The 16,626-nt window shown below is 50.2% G+C and carries 17 protein-coding genes; 14 read left to right on the top strand and 3 right to left on the bottom strand.

The window, feature by feature from the left end; all coding sequences use genetic code 11:
- Positions 1 to 14 precede the first annotated feature (14 nt).
- The 6 genes from flgA to HQ393_RS04295 all read left to right on the top strand — a co-directional run bounded on the left by flgA (position 15) and on the right by HQ393_RS04295 (position 8,009).
- Positions 15 to 704: a flagellar basal body P-ring formation chaperone FlgA gene (gene flgA / locus HQ393_RS04320; protein WP_179357622.1), complete on the top strand. Its 690-nt coding sequence runs from the start codon at positions 15 to 17 to the stop codon at positions 702 to 704.
- 163 nt (positions 705 to 867) lie between these two features.
- Entirely contained in the window at positions 868 to 1,794 is a 927-nt protein-coding gene (locus HQ393_RS04315; protein WP_179357621.1) for a bifunctional riboflavin kinase/FAD synthetase, read from the top strand.
- 26 nt (positions 1,795 to 1,820) lie between these two features.
- Positions 1,821 to 4,703: an isoleucine--tRNA ligase gene (gene ileS, locus HQ393_RS04310; RefSeq protein ID WP_179357620.1), complete on the top strand. Its 2,883-nt coding sequence runs from the start codon at positions 1,821 to 1,823 to the stop codon at positions 4,701 to 4,703.
- Positions 4,696 to 5,199, top strand: a complete 504-nt coding sequence (lspA, locus tag HQ393_RS04305) for a signal peptidase II (protein ID WP_179357619.1) — start codon at positions 4,696 to 4,698, stop codon at positions 5,197 to 5,199. Before ileS ends, lspA begins: the two co-directional genes overlap by 8 nt.
- Positions 5,200 to 5,203: 4 nt before the next feature.
- Positions 5,204 to 6,124: a 4-hydroxy-3-methylbut-2-enyl diphosphate reductase gene (ispH, locus tag HQ393_RS04300; RefSeq protein WP_179357618.1), complete on the top strand. Its 921-nt coding sequence runs from the start codon at positions 5,204 to 5,206 to the stop codon at positions 6,122 to 6,124.
- Positions 6,125 to 6,227: 103 nt separating this feature from the next.
- The gene (locus HQ393_RS04295) at positions 6,228 to 8,009 is read left to right on the top strand and encodes a GGDEF domain-containing protein (protein WP_179357617.1); all 1,782 of its coding nucleotides are present in this window, start codon (positions 6,228 to 6,230) and stop codon (positions 8,007 to 8,009) included.
- Between the two features lie 112 nt (positions 8,010 to 8,121).
- Here HQ393_RS04295 and HQ393_RS04290 read toward each other — a convergent pair whose 3' ends face one another.
- Complete coding sequence (locus tag HQ393_RS04290) at positions 8,122 to 9,234, bottom strand: L,D-transpeptidase family protein (protein ID WP_179357616.1); 1,113 nt, start codon at positions 9,232 to 9,234, stop codon at positions 8,122 to 8,124.
- A gap of 189 nt (positions 9,235 to 9,423) precedes the next feature.
- Between HQ393_RS04290 and HQ393_RS04285 the strand changes: the two genes are divergently transcribed.
- The 8 genes from HQ393_RS04285 to HQ393_RS04250 all read left to right on the top strand — a co-directional run bounded on the left by HQ393_RS04285 (position 9,424) and on the right by HQ393_RS04250 (position 15,005).
- Complete coding sequence (locus HQ393_RS04285) at positions 9,424 to 9,900, top strand: GNAT family N-acetyltransferase (RefSeq protein WP_179357615.1); 477 nt, start codon at positions 9,424 to 9,426, stop codon at positions 9,898 to 9,900.
- Positions 9,878 to 10,612: a UPF0149 family protein gene (locus HQ393_RS04280; protein WP_179357614.1), complete on the top strand. Its 735-nt coding sequence runs from the start codon at positions 9,878 to 9,880 to the stop codon at positions 10,610 to 10,612. Before HQ393_RS04285 ends, HQ393_RS04280 begins: the two co-directional genes overlap by 23 nt.
- Before the next feature lie 78 nt (positions 10,613 to 10,690).
- Positions 10,691 to 11,653 (top strand): FUSC family protein, encoded by a 963-nt coding sequence (locus tag HQ393_RS04275; protein ID WP_179357613.1) that lies wholly within the window; start codon positions 10,691 to 10,693, stop codon positions 11,651 to 11,653.
- Positions 11,654 to 11,671: 18 nt separating this feature from the next.
- Positions 11,672 to 12,520 carry a phosphoserine phosphatase SerB gene (gene serB, locus HQ393_RS04270; protein ID WP_179357612.1) on the top strand — a complete coding sequence of 283 codons (849 nt, stop codon included), beginning with the start codon at positions 11,672 to 11,674 and terminating at the stop codon, positions 12,518 to 12,520.
- Between the two features lie 177 nt (positions 12,521 to 12,697).
- Complete coding sequence (locus HQ393_RS04265; protein WP_179357611.1) at positions 12,698 to 12,946, top strand: BufA1 family periplasmic bufferin-type metallophore; 249 nt, start codon at positions 12,698 to 12,700, stop codon at positions 12,944 to 12,946.
- Between the two features lie 80 nt (positions 12,947 to 13,026).
- On the top strand, positions 13,027 to 13,278 hold the full coding sequence (locus HQ393_RS04260; RefSeq protein WP_179357610.1) for a BufA1 family periplasmic bufferin-type metallophore: 252 nt from the start codon (positions 13,027 to 13,029) through the stop codon (positions 13,276 to 13,278).
- 84 nt (positions 13,279 to 13,362) lie between these two features.
- On the top strand, positions 13,363 to 14,205 hold the full coding sequence (gene bufB / locus HQ393_RS04255) for an MNIO family bufferin maturase (protein WP_179357609.1): 843 nt from the start codon (positions 13,363 to 13,365) through the stop codon (positions 14,203 to 14,205).
- Positions 14,202 to 15,005, top strand: coding sequence for an HvfC/BufC N-terminal domain-containing protein (locus tag HQ393_RS04250; RefSeq protein WP_179357608.1), 804 nt, complete (start codon positions 14,202 to 14,204; stop codon positions 15,003 to 15,005). Before bufB ends, HQ393_RS04250 begins: the two co-directional genes overlap by 4 nt.
- 11 nt (positions 15,006 to 15,016) lie before the next feature.
- On the opposite strand, the gene HQ393_RS04245 is transcribed toward HQ393_RS04250, so the two are convergent.
- Complete coding sequence (locus tag HQ393_RS04245) at positions 15,017 to 15,388, bottom strand: gamma-glutamylcyclotransferase family protein (RefSeq protein ID WP_179357607.1); 372 nt, start codon at positions 15,386 to 15,388, stop codon at positions 15,017 to 15,019.
- Between the two features lie 11 nt (positions 15,389 to 15,399).
- Positions 15,400 to 16,626 carry a chitinase N-terminal domain-containing protein gene (locus tag HQ393_RS04240; protein WP_179357606.1) on the bottom strand — a complete coding sequence of 409 codons (1,227 nt, stop codon included), beginning with the start codon at positions 16,624 to 16,626 and terminating at the stop codon, positions 15,400 to 15,402.

Below are 16,626 nucleotides of genomic sequence, written 5' to 3'. Positions count from 1 at the left end.
CATATAATTTGCGCATGCAAAAATATATCTTCGCCCTCGCAGTTTCATTGCTCTGCACTATTTCATTGGCAGGTCCTGCCAAACAAGACTTGAATATCGTGCAAAAGGAAATCGAACAATGGCTAGAAGCTGCGCTGGCCAATAGCCCAGGCGTACCCTCCTATTCAGTCAATAAGCTCGACCCGAAACTTCAGCTCGATGCTTGTAACTTGATGGAGATTGGCTTACCGCAAGGTTATCGCCTGATCGGCAAAACCATGCTGCGCGTTAAATGCATCGAAGGGGCGAGCTGGAGCATTAATGCGCCGACTCAAATTAGCATGCAGGTGCAATACGTCACCGCAGCTCGTCCTATGGGCGCAAATCAAACCCTCGGCGAAGCTGATCTCATGGTGCAGCGCGGCGATCTAGGCACCCTGCCCGGCTCGGTGATTTTGGAGCCCAACCAAGCCATTGGTCGCACGCTCAATACCGCCGTCAGTGCTGGACAGCCCATTCGTAAAGAGCAACTACGCGCTGCCATCGTGATTCAGCAAAATCAAAGGGTCAAGGTAGTCTATCGCGAAGATGGACTCGAAATACACAACGAAGGTATAGCGCTCAGCAACGCAGCAGAAGGAGCTGTCGTGAGGGTACGGGTGGGGGGTAACTTGATCCTCAGTGGCACCGCGCAAGCAGGTGGACTTGTTGAAGTCGGGCCGTAATGTAACTCAAGCCCACATTAGAAAGCTGGGCGCTGGCAGATTAACTCCTGAGGCCGCGGGATATTTCTGACAAAAAACGCCGTGCAAGTTAGAATAACAACCCACTAAAGTGGCGTATTTATGCGCCATTTTTTCATTTTCTTGCCAAAAAAACAGACGACGCATGCATGTATTTCGCGGCACACCGCACCAACCTCTTCCGCAATCAGCCTTAACCATTGGCAATTTTGATGGCCTGCATCTCGGCCATCAAAGCATGCTGGCACGCCTCAATAGCGCAGCGAAAGAACGTGGCTTGGCCAGTGTTGTGATGACCTTTGAACCCCATCCGCGCGAGGTCTTTACCCCCGCCACCGCACCTGCACGACTGACCAGTTTGCGAGAAAAGATCGAACTTTTAAGTCTTGCGGGTGTTGATTACTTGATCGTACAGCGCTTTAACGCCAAGTTTGCGTCCTTCAGCGCCGAGCATTTTCGTGATCACATCATCAGCCAGCAAATCAATGCCAAATACGTACTGGTGGGGGATGATTTTCGCTTTGGCGCCAAACGAGCCGGTGATTTCGAATTACTCAAACAGCAAAATCAATTTGACTGCGACAGCCTGATCACGCACGAATTTCAAGGTGAACGTGTATCTTCCACCGCGGTGCGATTAGCCCTGCAAAATGGCGAGATGGCGCATGCGGCGCGTTTACTGGGCCACCCTTACTCGATCTCTGGCCGAGTGGTCGGCGGCGAGCAACTCGGCAGAAAATTCGGTTTCCCCACCGCCAATATCCAGCTAAAGCACAACCGACCGCCACTTCTTGGTATATTTGTTGTTGAAATACACGGTTTAGAGCGCACCTACCAAGGGGTGGCCAGCCTCGGATTTAGACCGACCATTCACGGCGGAGACTTAACGCCCAAGTTGGAAGTCCACATCTTTGATTTTGACCGTGTGATTTATCGTCAGCATTTACGTATCGATTTCTTAGCTAAATTGCGCGACGAAGAGAAATACCCCGATTTTGATACGCTGATTGCCCAAATCGGCGTGGACTGTGAGCAGGCTCGTGCTTGGTTCGCAGCAAACAAACCTAATTAATAAATACATTGAATAAAGAGATTGCGATGAGCGACAAGCCAGCGAATAAATACCCAGTCAACCTACTCGACACGCCATTCCCAATGCGTGGCGATTTGGCCAAACGTGAACCAGGCTTTTTGAAACAATGGCAAGACGGCCAGATTTACCAAAAATTGCGCGCCAAATCGAAAGCGCAAGGCCGTCCTAAATTTATTCTGCATGATGGTCCGCCGTACGCCAATGGCGACATCCATATCGGCCATGCGATGAATAAAGTCCTCAAAGACATCATCTTAAAATCAAAATCCCTCGCCGGTTTTGATGCACCTTACGTGCCCGGCTGGGATTGCCACGGCATGCCGATCGAACATCAGATCGAAAAACTGGTGAAATCGGACAAAGACGCGATCAAAGCCAACCCAGTGATTCACTCACGGATTGTTGAATATCGTAAAGCCAATGGTTTGGATGAAAAAGACATCCACTTGCCAAGCTCATTTATCCGCGAACTGTGCCGCGAATACGCCGCGATGCAAGTTGAGCGCCAGAAAGTTGACTTTATCCGTCTCGGTGTTTTAGGCGACTGGGATAATCCATACCTGACGATGAACTTCAAAACCGAAGCCGACATCGTTCGCACAATGGGCAAAATTCATCACAACGGCTATTTGGTGAAAGGCCAAAAACCAGTTCACTGGTGCGTGGACTGTGGCTCGGCGCTGGCCGAAGCTGAAGTTGAATACGAAGATAAAGTGTCTGCCGCGATCGACGTTGGTTTCCAAGTGGTCGATAAAGATGCACTCTCGAAAGCCTTTGGCGGTGTCAATGTTGGCGATCTCAGTGCGCAAGCGGTGATTTGGACTACCACGCCTTGGACACTGCCAGCTAACCAGGCGGTTTCAGTTCACCCAGAATTCACCTACGATTTGATCGCGACCGAAAAAGGCTTGCTAATCTTGGTTCGCGAATTGGCTGAAGCCGCACTCAAACGTTACGATATCGATGCCAATGAAGTTATCGCCCAAGCCAAAGGCGCGGCGCTCAATGGCCTGATGTTGCAACACCCGTTCTTGTCACGCCAAGTGCCGATTATTTGTGGCGAACACGTGACCGCTGAAGCCGGCACGGGCCTTGTTCACACTGCGCCAGCGCATGGCTTGGAAGACTATCAAGTCGGCCTGAAATATCACCTTCCAGTTGATAACCCAGTTGCCAACGATGGTCGCTATATTTCAACGACCGAACACTTCGCCGGCGAAACCGTCTGGAAAGCCAACCCGAAAGTTGTGGCTTTGCTTGAGGAACGCGGCGCGCTGCTGTCGAACAAAAAACTCGAACACAGCTACCCGCACTGCTGGCGCCACAAAACGCCACTGATTTTCCGTGCCACCACACAGTGGTTTATCGGCATGGATAAACAAGTGGGCTCTGAGACTTTGCGCGACAAAGCCAACCGCGCGGTTGATGCGACTGAGTTTTTCCCTGCCTGGGGCCGTGCGCGCCTGGAAGCAATGATCAAAAACAGCCCAGACTGGTGCGTTTCACGCCAGCGTACATGGGGCGTGCCGATGACATTCTTTATCCATAAAGAAACGGCCGAATTGCACCCACGTTCAACTGAATTGCTCGAACAAGTGGCGCAGCGTATCGAACAAGAAGGGATTGAGGCTTGGTTTAAGCTCGATGCCGCTGAATTGCTCGGCGATGACGCAGCGCATTACGAGAAATTAAAAGACACCATCGATGTATGGTTTGACTCAGGCTCGACGCACTTTGCGGTGGTGAAGCAGCGCGAAGACCTTAACCATGGCGACGACAGCCGCCCAGCTGCAGACCTATACCTTGAAGGCTCAGATCAACACCGCGGCTGGTTCCAGTCTTCACTGAAAACCGCTTGCGCCACCGTCGGCCACGCACCGTACAAGCAATTGCTGACCCATGGTTTTGTCGTAGATGGTAAAGGCATGAAAATGTCGAAATCCAAAGGCAATGTCGTTGCGCCACAGCAGGTCATCAACCAAATGGGCGCGGATATGTTGCGTCTGTGGACTGCAAGTACTGATTACTCCGGCGAAGTGTCAATTTCAGATGAAATCCTGAAACGCACTGCAGATAGCTATCGCCGCATCCGCAATACGTTGCGCTTCCTGCTGGCCAATCTGAGCGATTTCAGAGCTGAAAACGCAGTTGCCGTAGAAAACTTGACCACGCTAGATCGCTACGCTTTGGTGCAACTGGCCGCGTTCCAAGATCGCGTCACGGCTTTCTACGATAAATATGAATTCCATTTGGCGGTACAGGATATTACCGCTTACGCCTCGGAAGAATTGGGCTCGTTCTATCTGGACATCATCAAAGATCGCCTATACACCATGGGAGCAGATAGCCAAGGACGTCGCTCGGCACAAACCGTGCTGTGGCACATCACCCAAACCTTGGTGCGTTTGCTGGCACCCATCACTTCTTTCACCGCACATGAAGTATGGGAAGTACTCAATGGCAAAGATGACAGCGTATTCCTTGACGCTTGGTACGTCGTTCCAACCGTGAGCGATGCAGAGCAACTCAACCAGCAATTTGCGCTGGTACGTGAAGTGCGCGCCCAAGCACAAAAAGACATTGAAGTCCTCCGCGCCGCAGGTGATTTGGGCTCTAGCTTGCAGGCGGAAGTTGTGATTGCAGCCAATGGCGACAAACTCGCCGCACTGCAAGCACTGGGCGACGAGTTAAAATTTGTCTTGATCACCTCGAAAGCAGAATTGATTGAAGGCGAATTCAACATCAAGGTATCGACTTCAACACAAGAGAAATGCGAGCGTTGCTGGCATTACCACCCCACCGTATCGACGATTGCCGCACACCCAACACTGTGCGCACGTTGCGATGACAATTTGCATGGCGCAGGCGAGGTTCGTGCTCATGCTTAAGTCTTTATGCCCAAAGCGGTTTAGTGGCTATTTGGGCTTGGCGGCGCTAGTGCTGCTGATCGATCAGATCAGCAAGCACTGGATCGAAGCGATATTTGAAATGCACCAGATTAAATCCATTATTCCCGGTTTTTTTAATCTGACCCTTGCCTACAACCCCGGCGCGGCTTTTTCTTTCTTGGCCGACGCAGGTGGCTGGCAACGGCACTTCTTTACTGGCTTGGCCTTGATTGTGTCTGTGGTCATCGTGTTTTTGCTGAAAAAGCACCAAGCCGAACAACGCTACGCCACCGCTTTAGCCTTGATCTTGGGCGGGGCATTAGGCAATGCAATAGATCGAATGGTGTTTGGCCATGTGATCGACTTTATTCAGGTTCATTACCAAAGCATTTGGTTTTACCCCGCATTTAATATCGCGGACTCAGCGATATGTATTGGTGCAGCCTTGATGGTGATTGATAGCTTCAAAAAGGATAAACAGGCCAATCATGAATAAACCCATGAATATTATTCTTGCCCAACCTCGTGGCTTTTGCGCTGGTGTTGACCGCGCCATCGCCATCGTAGAAAAAGCGCTCGATAAATTTGGCGCTCCAATCTATGTGCGCCATGAAGTCGTGCACAATAAATTCGTCATTGAGGATCTAAAAGCTAAAGGCGCGATCTTTATTGAAGACTTGGCTGATGTACCTTCGGGAAACACACTGATTTTCTCGGCACACGGCGTTTCACAGGCTGTGCGTGCTGAAGCGGCTGAGCGCGGATTACATATTTTCGATGCCACTTGCCCGCTCGTGACCAAAGTGCACTCCGAAGTCAAACGTCTGCACGATCAGGGTTTTGAAATCATCATGATCGGCCACAAGGGACACCCCGAAGTGGAAGGCACGATGGGTCAGGCCACGGGCGGCATGTATTTGGTTGAAGATGAAAAAGACGTACTGGCGCTGACCGTAAAAGACGAAGCCAAGCTCTCTTACGTGACGCAGACCACCCTTTCAGTGGATGATGCGCAAGTCGTGATCAATGCACTGCGTGCGCGCTTCCCGCAAATTGTTGGCCCGAAAAAAGACGACATTTGCTATGCCACGCAAAATCGCCAAGATGCCGTTAAGCAATTAGCGAAAGACATTGATATTTTGGTCGTCGTCGGTTCGCCCAATAGCTCAAACTCTAACCGCCTACGCGAAGTGGGCGCAGGCTTGGGCATTGATGCTTATATGGTCGACAACGAAACCGAGCTTAAAGCCGAATGGTTTGCGAGCAAAGGCAAAGTCGGCATTACCGCAGGCGCATCCGCTCCCGATGTACTGGTTAAACGTGTCATTGCCAAAATCCAAGAATTTGGCGCGCAATCAGTTGAATCAATGTCAGGTGTAGAAGAAAACGTTATTTTTGCCCTACCGAAAGGCTTGGTGTAAACCGAGCACGCTAAAAAATAGAACGCCACTTTACGTGGCGTTCTTGCTTTTATCACGCTAAATTCAACCTATACTTTGGCAAACCAATCGCTTAAATCGAGCTATGGATAAACTAAGCAACCCCACCGATATTGCACGTGAAACGCTTAAGCAGCTTGCCATGCGTCGCATGGTGCCCTCGCCAGATCATTACGAAGCGATTTATCACGAGATCGCTCAGTCGAGCGACGAAGAAAAGCTGCACCCAGGCCTCAAAGAATTAGTCCAAAGCCTAGAAAGCACCAACTCCCAATCGCCCGAAGCGAAGCGGCAGATCGAGCAACTCAAACGGCTAATTAATCGTGAAGAATGGGCCTCCCTATTTGATCAGCTTATTCGCTGCATCAATAGTCAAGGCGGGAGTTCTGAATTAACGCGCGGCTGGGCTGACTTAATCAAAGACCTGATTTTGCAGTGGGATTTACGCAACCCAGGCTATCCGCCCAGCAGAAAAAAAGAAGCTTTAGATCGAGTCTTGCTTAACTTTGGCAATAATGCCAACGAGCTCAACAATAAACTCAGCAGCCTCATTAGCTCTTGGTCTGAAACTGGAATTGATGCTGCAACCATTACAAACGTTGATGCAGTCGGCGCCAACACCCCCAATACAACACCAACAGCCAACAGTACCAACTCAGAAGACAATATTGATTGGCGCGAATGGCGCGATTCGACGATTACGGCCCTTGAATTAGGCCTCGCTGCACGGCTACTCCATAACCCAGATTTACAGCAAGAAACCTTAGTCATCGCGGCAGAAGCCAAGGCCGTCAATACCCAAGCTGAAATGCAAAAATGGCTGCCACGCCTGCGTAAGTTCTGGCTCAAACTGGAACTACAAAACGATCAGGAAGATCGTCTTGCCGATGGTTTGATGCGCCTATTGCGTTTACTCACTGACAATATCGCAGAAATCGTGATTGACGATGACTGGGTACGTGGGCAAATTGCGGTTGTGCAAGCCATCATGGCGCAGCCACTCGACATGCGCGTGCTGTACGATGCGGAAGCGGGCTTAAAAGAAGTGATGTTCAAACAAAGCCAAGTAAAACACAGCTTGGTCGAAGCGCAATCGGTACTCAAAACGATGCTCGCGTCCTTTATCGATCGCCTGGGTTTAATGTCGCAAAGCACCGACAATTACCATAATAAAATCACGCAATATGCGAGCAAGATCGAAGAAGCCAACGATCTAACCAGTATCCGTCATGTCATGGAAGACTTGATGCAAGATACGCGCAGCATGCAAATCGACGTAATGCGCTCCCGAGATGACCTGCTTGAAGCTCGGCGCCAAGCCGACCAAGCCCATTCGCGCGTGATTGAACTAGAGAAAGAACTCACCAGCCTCAGCGATAAGGTTCGCGAAGATCAACTCACAGGCGCACTCAACCGTCGCGGATTGGAAGACGCCTACCAAGTCGAAATTGCCCGCGCTCAGCGCAGCGAAGCACCATTAGCCCTATCATTGCTCGATATCGACAACTTCAAAAAACTCAATGACAGCCTGGGGCATGCAGCGGGCGATAAAGCCTTGCAGCACCTGGTTAATGTTGTTAAAGAGCTACTGCGCCCAACCGATACCGTAGCGCGTTACGGCGGAGAAGAGTTTGTCATTTTGATGCCTGGCACGACGCTAGAAGAAGGCACAGTCGTCATGCAACGAGTCCAGCGCGAACTGACCAAACGCTTTTTTATGCATGAAAATGAAAAAGTGCTGATTACTTTTAGCGCTGGCATCACATTAGTGGGCCTAGATGAAGCGCGAGACGCGGTACTGAGCCGTGCTGATTCGGCGATGTATCGCGCGAAGAAAAATGGCAAAAATCGCGTTGAAATTGCGTAATTTCAAACAGGCATACAAAGCTTGCTCAAGGATTATGCAAATGAATTCGTTAACACCCTATCAGATGCCATCAATTAGGCTCTAGGCCAAAACGCAATGAATGCCATGGGGCTTACTGGGTCACGAGTGCTGGATTAACCCCTTTATTGCTTTGATACAAGCCATAAATGTCATCATACCAACGCACTTTCCCAGCTTCTATTTGTGCCGGCCAGTACACAAAGTAGACACGTACCGGCTCAGCCAAGGCTTCGGTGTAGGTACGGCCTTCGCTGATGCGTTTACCTATGATGGCGGGTTTGACATTGAGCACCCATGCTGCCAGCGCTTGCCATTCCTGCACTCGAACACACCCTGATGAGGCTGCACGATTTTCCTTGCCGAAAATGCCTTTGCTCGGCGTATCGTGCAGATATATACCATTGCTATTGCTGAGCTCAAACTTTAAGCGGCCCAGCGCATTTTTAGCACCCGCGTCTTGCGAATAACGATAGCGCGCAAAATTAGTTTCCCCTGACGCTGCAATTTCGGCGGGGTTTACTTCATTCCCATTGCTGTCGCTCATACGTAAATGATGCTTCTGAATTTTGCTCAGATTGAGTTTGCCATCCTTAATCAGATCATTTTGAATAACGACCGGTGGCACATGCCAATCGGGGTTGTATTTAATGGCCTGGATTTGCGTGCGAAGTAAAGGCGTCTCGCGATCACTTTTACCAATGATCACTTTAGATATTAAGACTGTCTTTTCATTTTCATAAGCAGTTAATGTGTAAGCTGGAATATTGACCACAATATATCGCACAGGCGCCTGTCGATTGAGGGCTTGCATCTGGGGTATCTGCCACAGCAGCAATTCACGGCGTCTTGCATCGGTTAAATTAAGATTGAAGCGGGTTTGCTTATCAATAATCCCATCTTCTTTCATATTCATACCCAGCTGGTATTCGCGCACATTCGCATCCAGCTCTGGATCAAACTGATCGTTCAGCGCCATCGGAAAACCAATTTCATTCATGCGCTGCTTAGCTTGCAATACGTCGGCACCACTCACTCCACGATGTAAAGGCCGAGCACCCGAAATCAAAGTGCCTTCCTTAGTTGCGCCAGATGCTAATTGCTCCGCATTCTGGATTAAAAATGAAATGCTGCTTTGCTCAATTGCAACAGCGGAGGTGATTGCTAAAAAACTTAGAGTTAGAGCCTGTGCGCGGCCAAACGACATATATTTTCCTGACGGGAATTTCGCGTTATTTGTTCGGCACAATATGCCATGAAACCCAAATTGATGATATTTCTATGTAAGCATTTAGCCACTCAAGCCACACCAACCCTTCCTATCAATGTCATCTAGCCATGAGTGCACGCACTTTCCCGCGCAAAGCAGAACAAAAGGTATAATTGGGCCATGCCTATGATTATTCGCCCTATTCAAGAAAAAGATCTTGTGCCAACACGTTTGCTCATCACCGCGGCGATTGAAGCGGCTGATATCCGTGATCACGCCGCTTTGCCCGAGCAAATTGATGCTTGTAATGAGTCAGCGCTGGCGCAACTGAATGAACCTGATGCCAATCATGCAATTACTCTAGTGTGCCAAATGGCGGATGAAGTGATTGGTACGGCACAATTTAACCAAGATGGGGAAGTGAAGTTGTTTTATGTCCAGCCTGAATGGCAGCGCCGCGGCATTGGTCGCGCCTTATTGGCTGAAATGGCATTGAATGCCCAATGCCTCGATATAACAACCCTGCAAGTCCATAGCACCTTGGGAGCAAAACTCTTTTTTATCGAACATGGCTTTCGCAGCCAAGACAGTGATTTTAGCGAGTGGCTAGTTGCTGATCTGACAAAATGGAAAATTAAATATGAAGCAACAACTACTCACTGACGACCAACTCGAGCAGCTCGATGGCTTTTTAATGTCACCGCGCACGCCAGCTGAAACCATGGACATCGAAATGCTCGATGGTTTTCTCGTGGCCTTGGCCATTGGCCCTGAAGAAGTACCGGAAGAAGAATGGCTACCTGCTATTTTTGCAGGTACGCCGCCCGAGTTTGACGATCATGCGGAAGCGGATGAGATTTTCGGCTTAATTCGCCAGCACGCAGCGAGCATCAAAGCGGCTTTTTCAGTCAATCGCCGTGACAATCCAGGTGAAAACCCACTGTATGTTCCGGTGATTTTGTCCGATGAGGATCAAGATGAAAAATGGCAGGAAACCAGCGGCGTTTACTGGGCCTCTGGCTTTTTTGCGGGCATCGAAGCTCGCTCTGAAGCTTGGGATGATTTACTCGAAGCCAATGCTGAGCTCGATAGCGCCGTGGAAAAAATCCTCGCCCTTGCAGCAAGTGAAGCCGATGATGCCGATCAAAGCCCAAGCGATGAAGTGGGCGCGGAACCATTAAAGTTATTGAGTACCAAAGAGCGTCAAGAACGTGTATCTGAATTGCCTTGGCATATTGAAGACGTGATGTATTACGTGCTCGAAGAGAAATTTGGCAAAGTAGAACAAGTTGTTCGCGAAGAGCCCAAAGTCGGCCGCAACGACCCATGCCATTGCGGCTCTGGCAAGAAATTTAAAAAGTGTCATGGCGCTTAATTCAGCCCGCACAAAATAAGTATGCCCAATTGGTTCTCGCTACTAAAACCGAGTCGCAACCCATTTCATCGTTCCCGTATGTTTTTGGGTGCACTCGCTTTTGGCTTGCCCTTGTGTTGGCTAATTTCTCAAGGCCATAGCAAACAGGCCGCATTTGCTGGCTTCGGCATAATTGTTAGTCTCTTTATGGACATCGGCAGCACACGTCGCCTACGCTTGGAAAGCATGCTAGTCGGCAATGTCCTCATCGTTTGCGCTGCCGCGCTAAGCATGGCCATCAATGACTTTTGGCTACCCTGGTTGATCGGCTTGGTGGTTTTATTGAGTTTTATTGGTAGCAGCTTAGCGGCTGGCTTTGCACTGGATTTAAAGCTGCGCATGCTGGCGGCTGCTTATCTGGTCGCCTACCCAGGCAGCTTAATTACCAGCGAAATATTGCCGATGTATCTAGCTGGGGCCAGCTGCACCATGCTACTTAGTACTGCATTTGCACCACGCATGAATAATCCAATTGCAGCCGCAATCACCCCGCATTGGCGAAATGACTGGCTGCAACTTCGTGCAGGACATAAAGCGGGCATCACCTTTGGCGTATTTTTAGGCTTTGCCTGCGTCAGTAGTTTTTTTGCCGCTCATAGTTTTCATTTGCTGGCACCGAATATCGCCGCAGTTACAACGCTGATGGTATTTAGGCCGGAGCCTGATCGCACCAGCTCAACGATCTGGCTGCGCTTGATTGGGGTATTGCTGGCGTCAATATTGGCATGGGCGTTGGTATTTCCTGCGGCATCGAGCTGGACACTGCTCGGATTAGCAATCGTCGCTGGCGCCTTTGTTCCTGTCGCATTCGCCAACGGCTTAATGTATGTTGCTGCTCTGATCACATTTATCATGTACGTGTTGTTGGCATTACTGGGTATACACGGACATACCGCACAACACGCGGCTGAAATGCGGGTCATTGAAACCTTATTAGGTGCGTTGATCGCCGCTTTTTTTGCCATGATTTACGAATTACTCAATTCCAAAACCACTCCTTAACTTTCATCTGAGAAATCCATGTACCGCCTTGTTATCCAAGCTCCGCATATTGAAACACAGCACCTGAAACAGCTTGCTCGCCTCGCGGGTGCGCATAGCATTGAAACCGTGCATCAACATTCTCAACACGCTTTTAAGCTGCACGGTGCGGAGCTAGAAAACACTGAGGCGGTTGCCGATTTTTGCGAATCCAATCAGCTCGATTACGCTTTTATTCCCGAAGACATCAGCGTTCGCGACATTGGCCTCATTGTGATGGACATGGATTCAACGCTGATCACGATCGAATGCATTGATGAAATCGCCGATATGTTTGGCATCAAACCTCAAGTTGCAGAAATTACTGCAGCGGCGATGCGAGGCGAACTCGACTTTAATGAAAGTCTGACCCGCCGTGTCGCCCTATTGGCCGGACTGGAAGAAACAGCGCTCAATCGCGTTTACGAAGAGCGCCTGCAATTGATGCCAGGCGCAGAAACCATGCTTAATGGCTTTAAAGCGGCAGGCGCCAAATCACTACTGATTTCGGGTGGCTTTACTTTCTTCACCGATAAATTAAAAGCTCGCCTCGGGCTTGATTATGCGATCGCGAATGTACTTGAAGTCGTTGATGGCAAGCTCACGGGTCGTGTCGTTGGCGACATCATCAATGCGGAACGCAAGCGCAATGAGCTGATCGCCCACCGTGAAGCCTTGGGCCTGCGCGAAAATCAAGTGGTGGCAATGGGTGATGGCGCAAATGATTTACCCATGCTGCATGCCGCGGGCTTTGGGGTCGCATTGCACGCCAAGCCTAAAGTGCAGGCCGAAGCGCCCTATGTCATCAATACGGTGGGCATGGAAGGCGTGCTCAATTATTTTTGCTAAATCTCACGGCCACTTCGGTGGCCTTTTTCTTGTCCGTTAATTTATTTTATTTTTAAAATCATAAAGATGGCCAACTTCTTCATCTTTTATTGAGTTTCGATGTAATAACCGTGATCAAGGTGCGACTACATCATTGTCTAGCGTAGACACTGATTTTCACATCATCGGAGAGACATCATGAATAAGAAACAACTAGTTCTAGCATCCGCCATGAGTGCCGTCTTGGCAATGGCTGCGCAGAGCACATTCGCTGCGGATATGAGCAATGAGAAATGCTATGGCATTGCCAAAGCAGGTGGTAATGATTGCGCTGGTAATGGGCACTCTTGCAAAGGTCAGGCGTCTAAAGACTTCGATGGCAAAGAATGGAAGCATGTCGCGGCAGGCACCTGCATGGAGATGAAGGGCACGCTCAAACCGATGTAATGAGCGCTGGCCTTGCCTTCTCTTCGTTTTAAGCACTTTTGTTCACATAACATAAAATCACTACCACTTAGGGGTACATCATGGAAAAAAAACAACTCATTCTCGCTTCAGCAATGGCCGCTGTTTTGGCTGTAGCTGCTCAACCCGCTAGCGCCAGCGATGCCGCCGGGAAAGAAAAATGCTACGGCATCGCCAAGGCCGCAGGTAACGATTGCGCCGGCAATGGTCACGCCTGTGCAGGGCAAGCCGCCAAAGACATGGATGGCAAAGAGTGGAAATATGTCGCCAAAGGCACGTGCGTTGAAATGAAGGGCAGCCTCAAGGCCATGTAAACATCGGGCGCGCGATCATATTGACCAACTTGATCGCGCACATACCCGGCAGCGTACCACCTCAAAACACTGATTAAACAATACATGCAAACCAATACCCTACCCCAAAAAGCCGGACTAGGCCTACGCACGCCCCATTTGCCCGAGGTGCTGGCGCAAATGCCTGAGGTGGCATGGTGGGAAGTGCACAGCGAAAATTACTTTGGCGGTGGCGCACCTATGGCCACTTTGCGCCATTTAAGATCGCATTATCCGATCAGCCTGCACGGCGTTGGTCTTGGGCTGGGCAATCAAACCATCTCGACGCGACATCTACAGCAGTTAGTCAATTTGGTCGACGAGATTGAACCTCAATCCGTATCTGAGCATTTGGCTTGGAATCGCTATGGCGCGCAGGTTTTTCCCGATCTACTACCCCTACCCCGGCTAGAAGGTGTACTTGAGAAGCTCGTTGAACACATCGACCACGTTCAAAACAAATTGCAGCGACGAATCTTGCTGGAAAATGTGTCGACCAGTATTCAATTCAAAGGGGAAATATATTCGGAAGCGGAATTACTAGCCCATCTGGTTCAAAAAACAGGCTGCGGCATTTTGCTCGATGTTAATAACCTCTATGTCAATCAAATCAATCTCGGGGTAGACCCGTATTCTGAAATTGCTAAATTACCGCTAGCGGCAGTCGGGGAAATCCATATTGCTGGATTTGAAATGATCGACGATGTCGCAATTGACACCCATGGTGCACCGCCTTGTGACGCTGTTTGGCAATTGCTGGCTGACGTCTTGAAAGTTTGTGGCCCACTTCCCGTGCTGCTAGAGCGAGACACGCATTTACCGAGCTGGCCCGAGCTGTATACCGACTATCAAAGCTTGGTACAGTTTTGCCAAGCACAATACGGCGAGCAAAATAGGTGTCCGCAATGAGTGCGCCCAAACAAGCTTATGAAACAGCACAAGCGCTCTTCGCGCAAGCAATCTCCCAAGCGATTACCCAAGACATCACTCAAGACATCGCCCAAGCCACGACCCAAGCGACGTTACACAGCAGTGCGTTGACGCAAAACACCCGCGGCAATATACGTTTTTATCAGCTCAATCATCGCTACAATCGTGTCGATGCGCTAGCGCTGGCTTATCCGACGATTTTGGCCTTGTTGGGGGATGATTTCTTTCGCGCCATGGCGCTCAGATATGTCGACATAACGCCCGCCCAAAGTGCCAACCTTAGCGAAGATGGCGCGACTTTTTCCGATTTTATAGCGCAATTTCCTCCCGCCGCGCCCTATCCCTATTTAGCCGATTGCGCCCGCCTCGATTGGGTCTTGCATTGCGCGCACTTTGCCGAAAACGTCGCTGCTCTAGATGCGCAGGCGCTGGTGCCTTATTTGAGCGATGCGGAACAACTCGGAGCGATTCGCTTAACCTTCCACCCCAGTTTGCATCTAGTGTCATCGAGCTGGGCGATTCAATCTATTTGGCAGATGCATCATGGTGCTGATACACCCACAGACTGGGCCAAAGCTGAATCTGTACTGGTCTGGCGCCAAGCCGCGCTAGGCGAGGCCACGCGATTGATTAAGCCACAAGACACCGCTTTTTTACAGAGCCTACAGGCAGGGCAAAGCTTGGGTGAGGCACTGAATATGGCGGATGACGATTTTGATTTAACAGACTATTTGCAATTTTGGCTGCAAGAGCAATTAATCACTGGCATCAGCAATTAATTGCATCGCATTCACAGCGCAATCTGGGCGGGTTCAAATTCACCGCGAGGCAATAAACGGCCGCGGGGTTGCGGATGAAAATAAGCCCAAGCCGAAATCACTTGCCCATCATCCGCAATAATCGATGTGAGCTCGCGACAATAATCGCTCGGATGCTGCTCAAGTACATCGACCTGCGCCAGGTCTTGCGCATCAATTAAATACAACTCCCCGCGAACTTGATAGCAGGCGGGGCTTTTGCTAAGAAATGGATACTCGATGGTATATAGCGCAAACCTTTGCTGCGTAATGCCCTGAGCAACATACCTGGCAGAGCCCAAATAATGATGATTACTCAAACCGCGCTTTAAAGTACCATACACAAATAAATACTGTTCAGTCATTCAGACTTTTCTCACTTGACTTCAACGCCCGGCACTTCAATCAAATCGCTGTCGGTACAACTTTTGGCTTTACACAATTTCACGCGCAGCGTGGCTGGACGCGATGGCGGCACACCTTGCCAACTGCCGCACCAAACACCCGAGCCACAATCCGCTTTAATCGGCTGACTAAACAAAACTTGCCGAGTTGTTTGATCAATCATCATCCAACGATCCGGCACGATGCCCGGCTCGTCCGTTTTCCAGCTCAGCAACACTTGGCTAGGCAGCAAGCCATCGCCCAAATCTGGATCATCAGGCGTAAAGAGTGCCACTTGTGGCTTCGCAGGTGACAATTCAGGCCCCAGCATTGCGTCAACTTTCAGAGTGTCCGACGTACTGCACGCCAGCTCGCGACACAAGCGCACCGACAAGCTATGCGCTCCATTGGCCAACGGCACATCCACCTGCCCAGCTTGGCTGTGATCATAGTTTTCGGTAAATTTATCCGAACGATAAACGATTTTACTGCCGTTCAAAACTTCCCAATGTGTGCCTGTATTGCCCCACCATAGATTCCAAGCCACAGTGACTTTCCCTTCGGTGGTCACTTGCGGTATCCAAGCTAAAGCGGGCGCATCGGGCTTTGCGGCTGCGCCATCCTGACCATCACTCGCATCGGTCCAAGTGCTGGCAGCCACTTCATTGCAAACTGGCTGCTCCAGCGAGCCATTGCACAACTTGATCAAAAATTGATGCTCACCCGCTTCTAACTTGGCAATCTGGAAGGTCCCGCTTTGCACCGACTGCATCCCACCATCGATCAATTGCTCGGGAGGGGTATTGGGCGGCGCATCTTTGATACGGCGCGTAAAATCTCGCCCTCGGTAGCGCAGCTGATCTTTATCCCACACCTCCCACCATAGCCCTGCCGTACCAAACCAGATATCCCAAGCCAAGGTTAGGGACCCCGCCTTAGTTCGGGTCGGTATTGCATCCAAGACAGGCAACATTGGCTGCTCTGTTTGTGGTACCGGAATCGATTCACCCGAATTTGGCACATAATCAGGCGCTTTGATTTCAGGGTCGTTACTTGGTGCCCGGGGTGGCGGTGCGAGTTGCTCGCACTCGAGCACGCCCAATATTGCCGTGGGCTGACAAGCGAGCTGCTCGCGGCGTGCGGCTTCACTGGCCGACAGCAATATGCCAGCCTGAGCTTGTACGCAGAGCAGAGCCAGACACCAAGGTATTAAACGCAT

Source organism: Chitinibacter bivalviorum, from assembly GCF_013403565.1.
In the GTDB taxonomy this organism is placed as follows: domain Bacteria; phylum Pseudomonadota; class Gammaproteobacteria; order Burkholderiales; family Chitinibacteraceae; genus Chitinibacter; species Chitinibacter bivalviorum.
Note: the sequence above shows the minus strand (reverse complement) of the source record. Positions and strands in the feature narration are given on the sequence as shown.

Bases quoted from the DNA above. Each gene is read 5' to 3' on its own strand.
- serB (WP_179357612.1), top strand. From the start codon at position 11,672: ATGTACCGCCTTGTTATCCAAGCTCCGCATATTGAAACACAGCACCTG.
- ispH (WP_179357618.1), top strand. From the start codon at position 5,204: ATGAATATTATTCTTGCCCAACCTCGTGGCTTTTGCGCTGGTGTTGAC.
- flgA (WP_179357622.1), top strand. From the start codon at position 15: ATGCAAAAATATATCTTCGCCCTCGCAGTTTCATTGCTCTGCACTATT.
- HQ393_RS04315 (WP_179357621.1), top strand. From the start codon at position 868: ATGCATGTATTTCGCGGCACACCGCACCAACCTCTTCCGCAATCAGCC.
- HQ393_RS04245 (WP_179357607.1), bottom strand. From the start codon at position 15,388: ATGACTGAACAGTATTTATTTGTGTATGGTACTTTAAAGCGCGGTTTG.
- HQ393_RS04295 (WP_179357617.1), top strand. From the start codon at position 6,228: ATGGATAAACTAAGCAACCCCACCGATATTGCACGTGAAACGCTTAAG.
- HQ393_RS04285 (WP_179357615.1), top strand. From the start codon at position 9,424: ATGATTATTCGCCCTATTCAAGAAAAAGATCTTGTGCCAACACGTTTG.
- bufB (WP_179357609.1), top strand. From the start codon at position 13,363: ATGCAAACCAATACCCTACCCCAAAAAGCCGGACTAGGCCTACGCACG.
- ileS (WP_179357620.1), top strand. From the start codon at position 1,821: ATGAGCGACAAGCCAGCGAATAAATACCCAGTCAACCTACTCGACACG.
- HQ393_RS04275 (WP_179357613.1), top strand. From the start codon at position 10,691: ATGTTTTTGGGTGCACTCGCTTTTGGCTTGCCCTTGTGTTGGCTAATT.
- HQ393_RS04260 (WP_179357610.1), top strand. From the start codon at position 13,027: ATGGAAAAAAAACAACTCATTCTCGCTTCAGCAATGGCCGCTGTTTTG.
- HQ393_RS04290 (WP_179357616.1), bottom strand. From the start codon at position 9,234: ATGTCGTTTGGCCGCGCACAGGCTCTAACTCTAAGTTTTTTAGCAATC.
- HQ393_RS04250 (WP_179357608.1), top strand. From the start codon at position 14,202: ATGAGTGCGCCCAAACAAGCTTATGAAACAGCACAAGCGCTCTTCGCG.
- HQ393_RS04280 (WP_179357614.1), top strand. From the start codon at position 9,878: ATGAAGCAACAACTACTCACTGACGACCAACTCGAGCAGCTCGATGGC.
- HQ393_RS04240 (WP_179357606.1), bottom strand. From the start codon at position 16,626: ATGCGTTTAATACCTTGGTGTCTGGCTCTGCTCTGCGTACAAGCTCAG.
- lspA (WP_179357619.1), top strand. From the start codon at position 4,696: ATGCTTAAGTCTTTATGCCCAAAGCGGTTTAGTGGCTATTTGGGCTTG.
- HQ393_RS04265 (WP_179357611.1), top strand. From the start codon at position 12,698: ATGAATAAGAAACAACTAGTTCTAGCATCCGCCATGAGTGCCGTCTTG.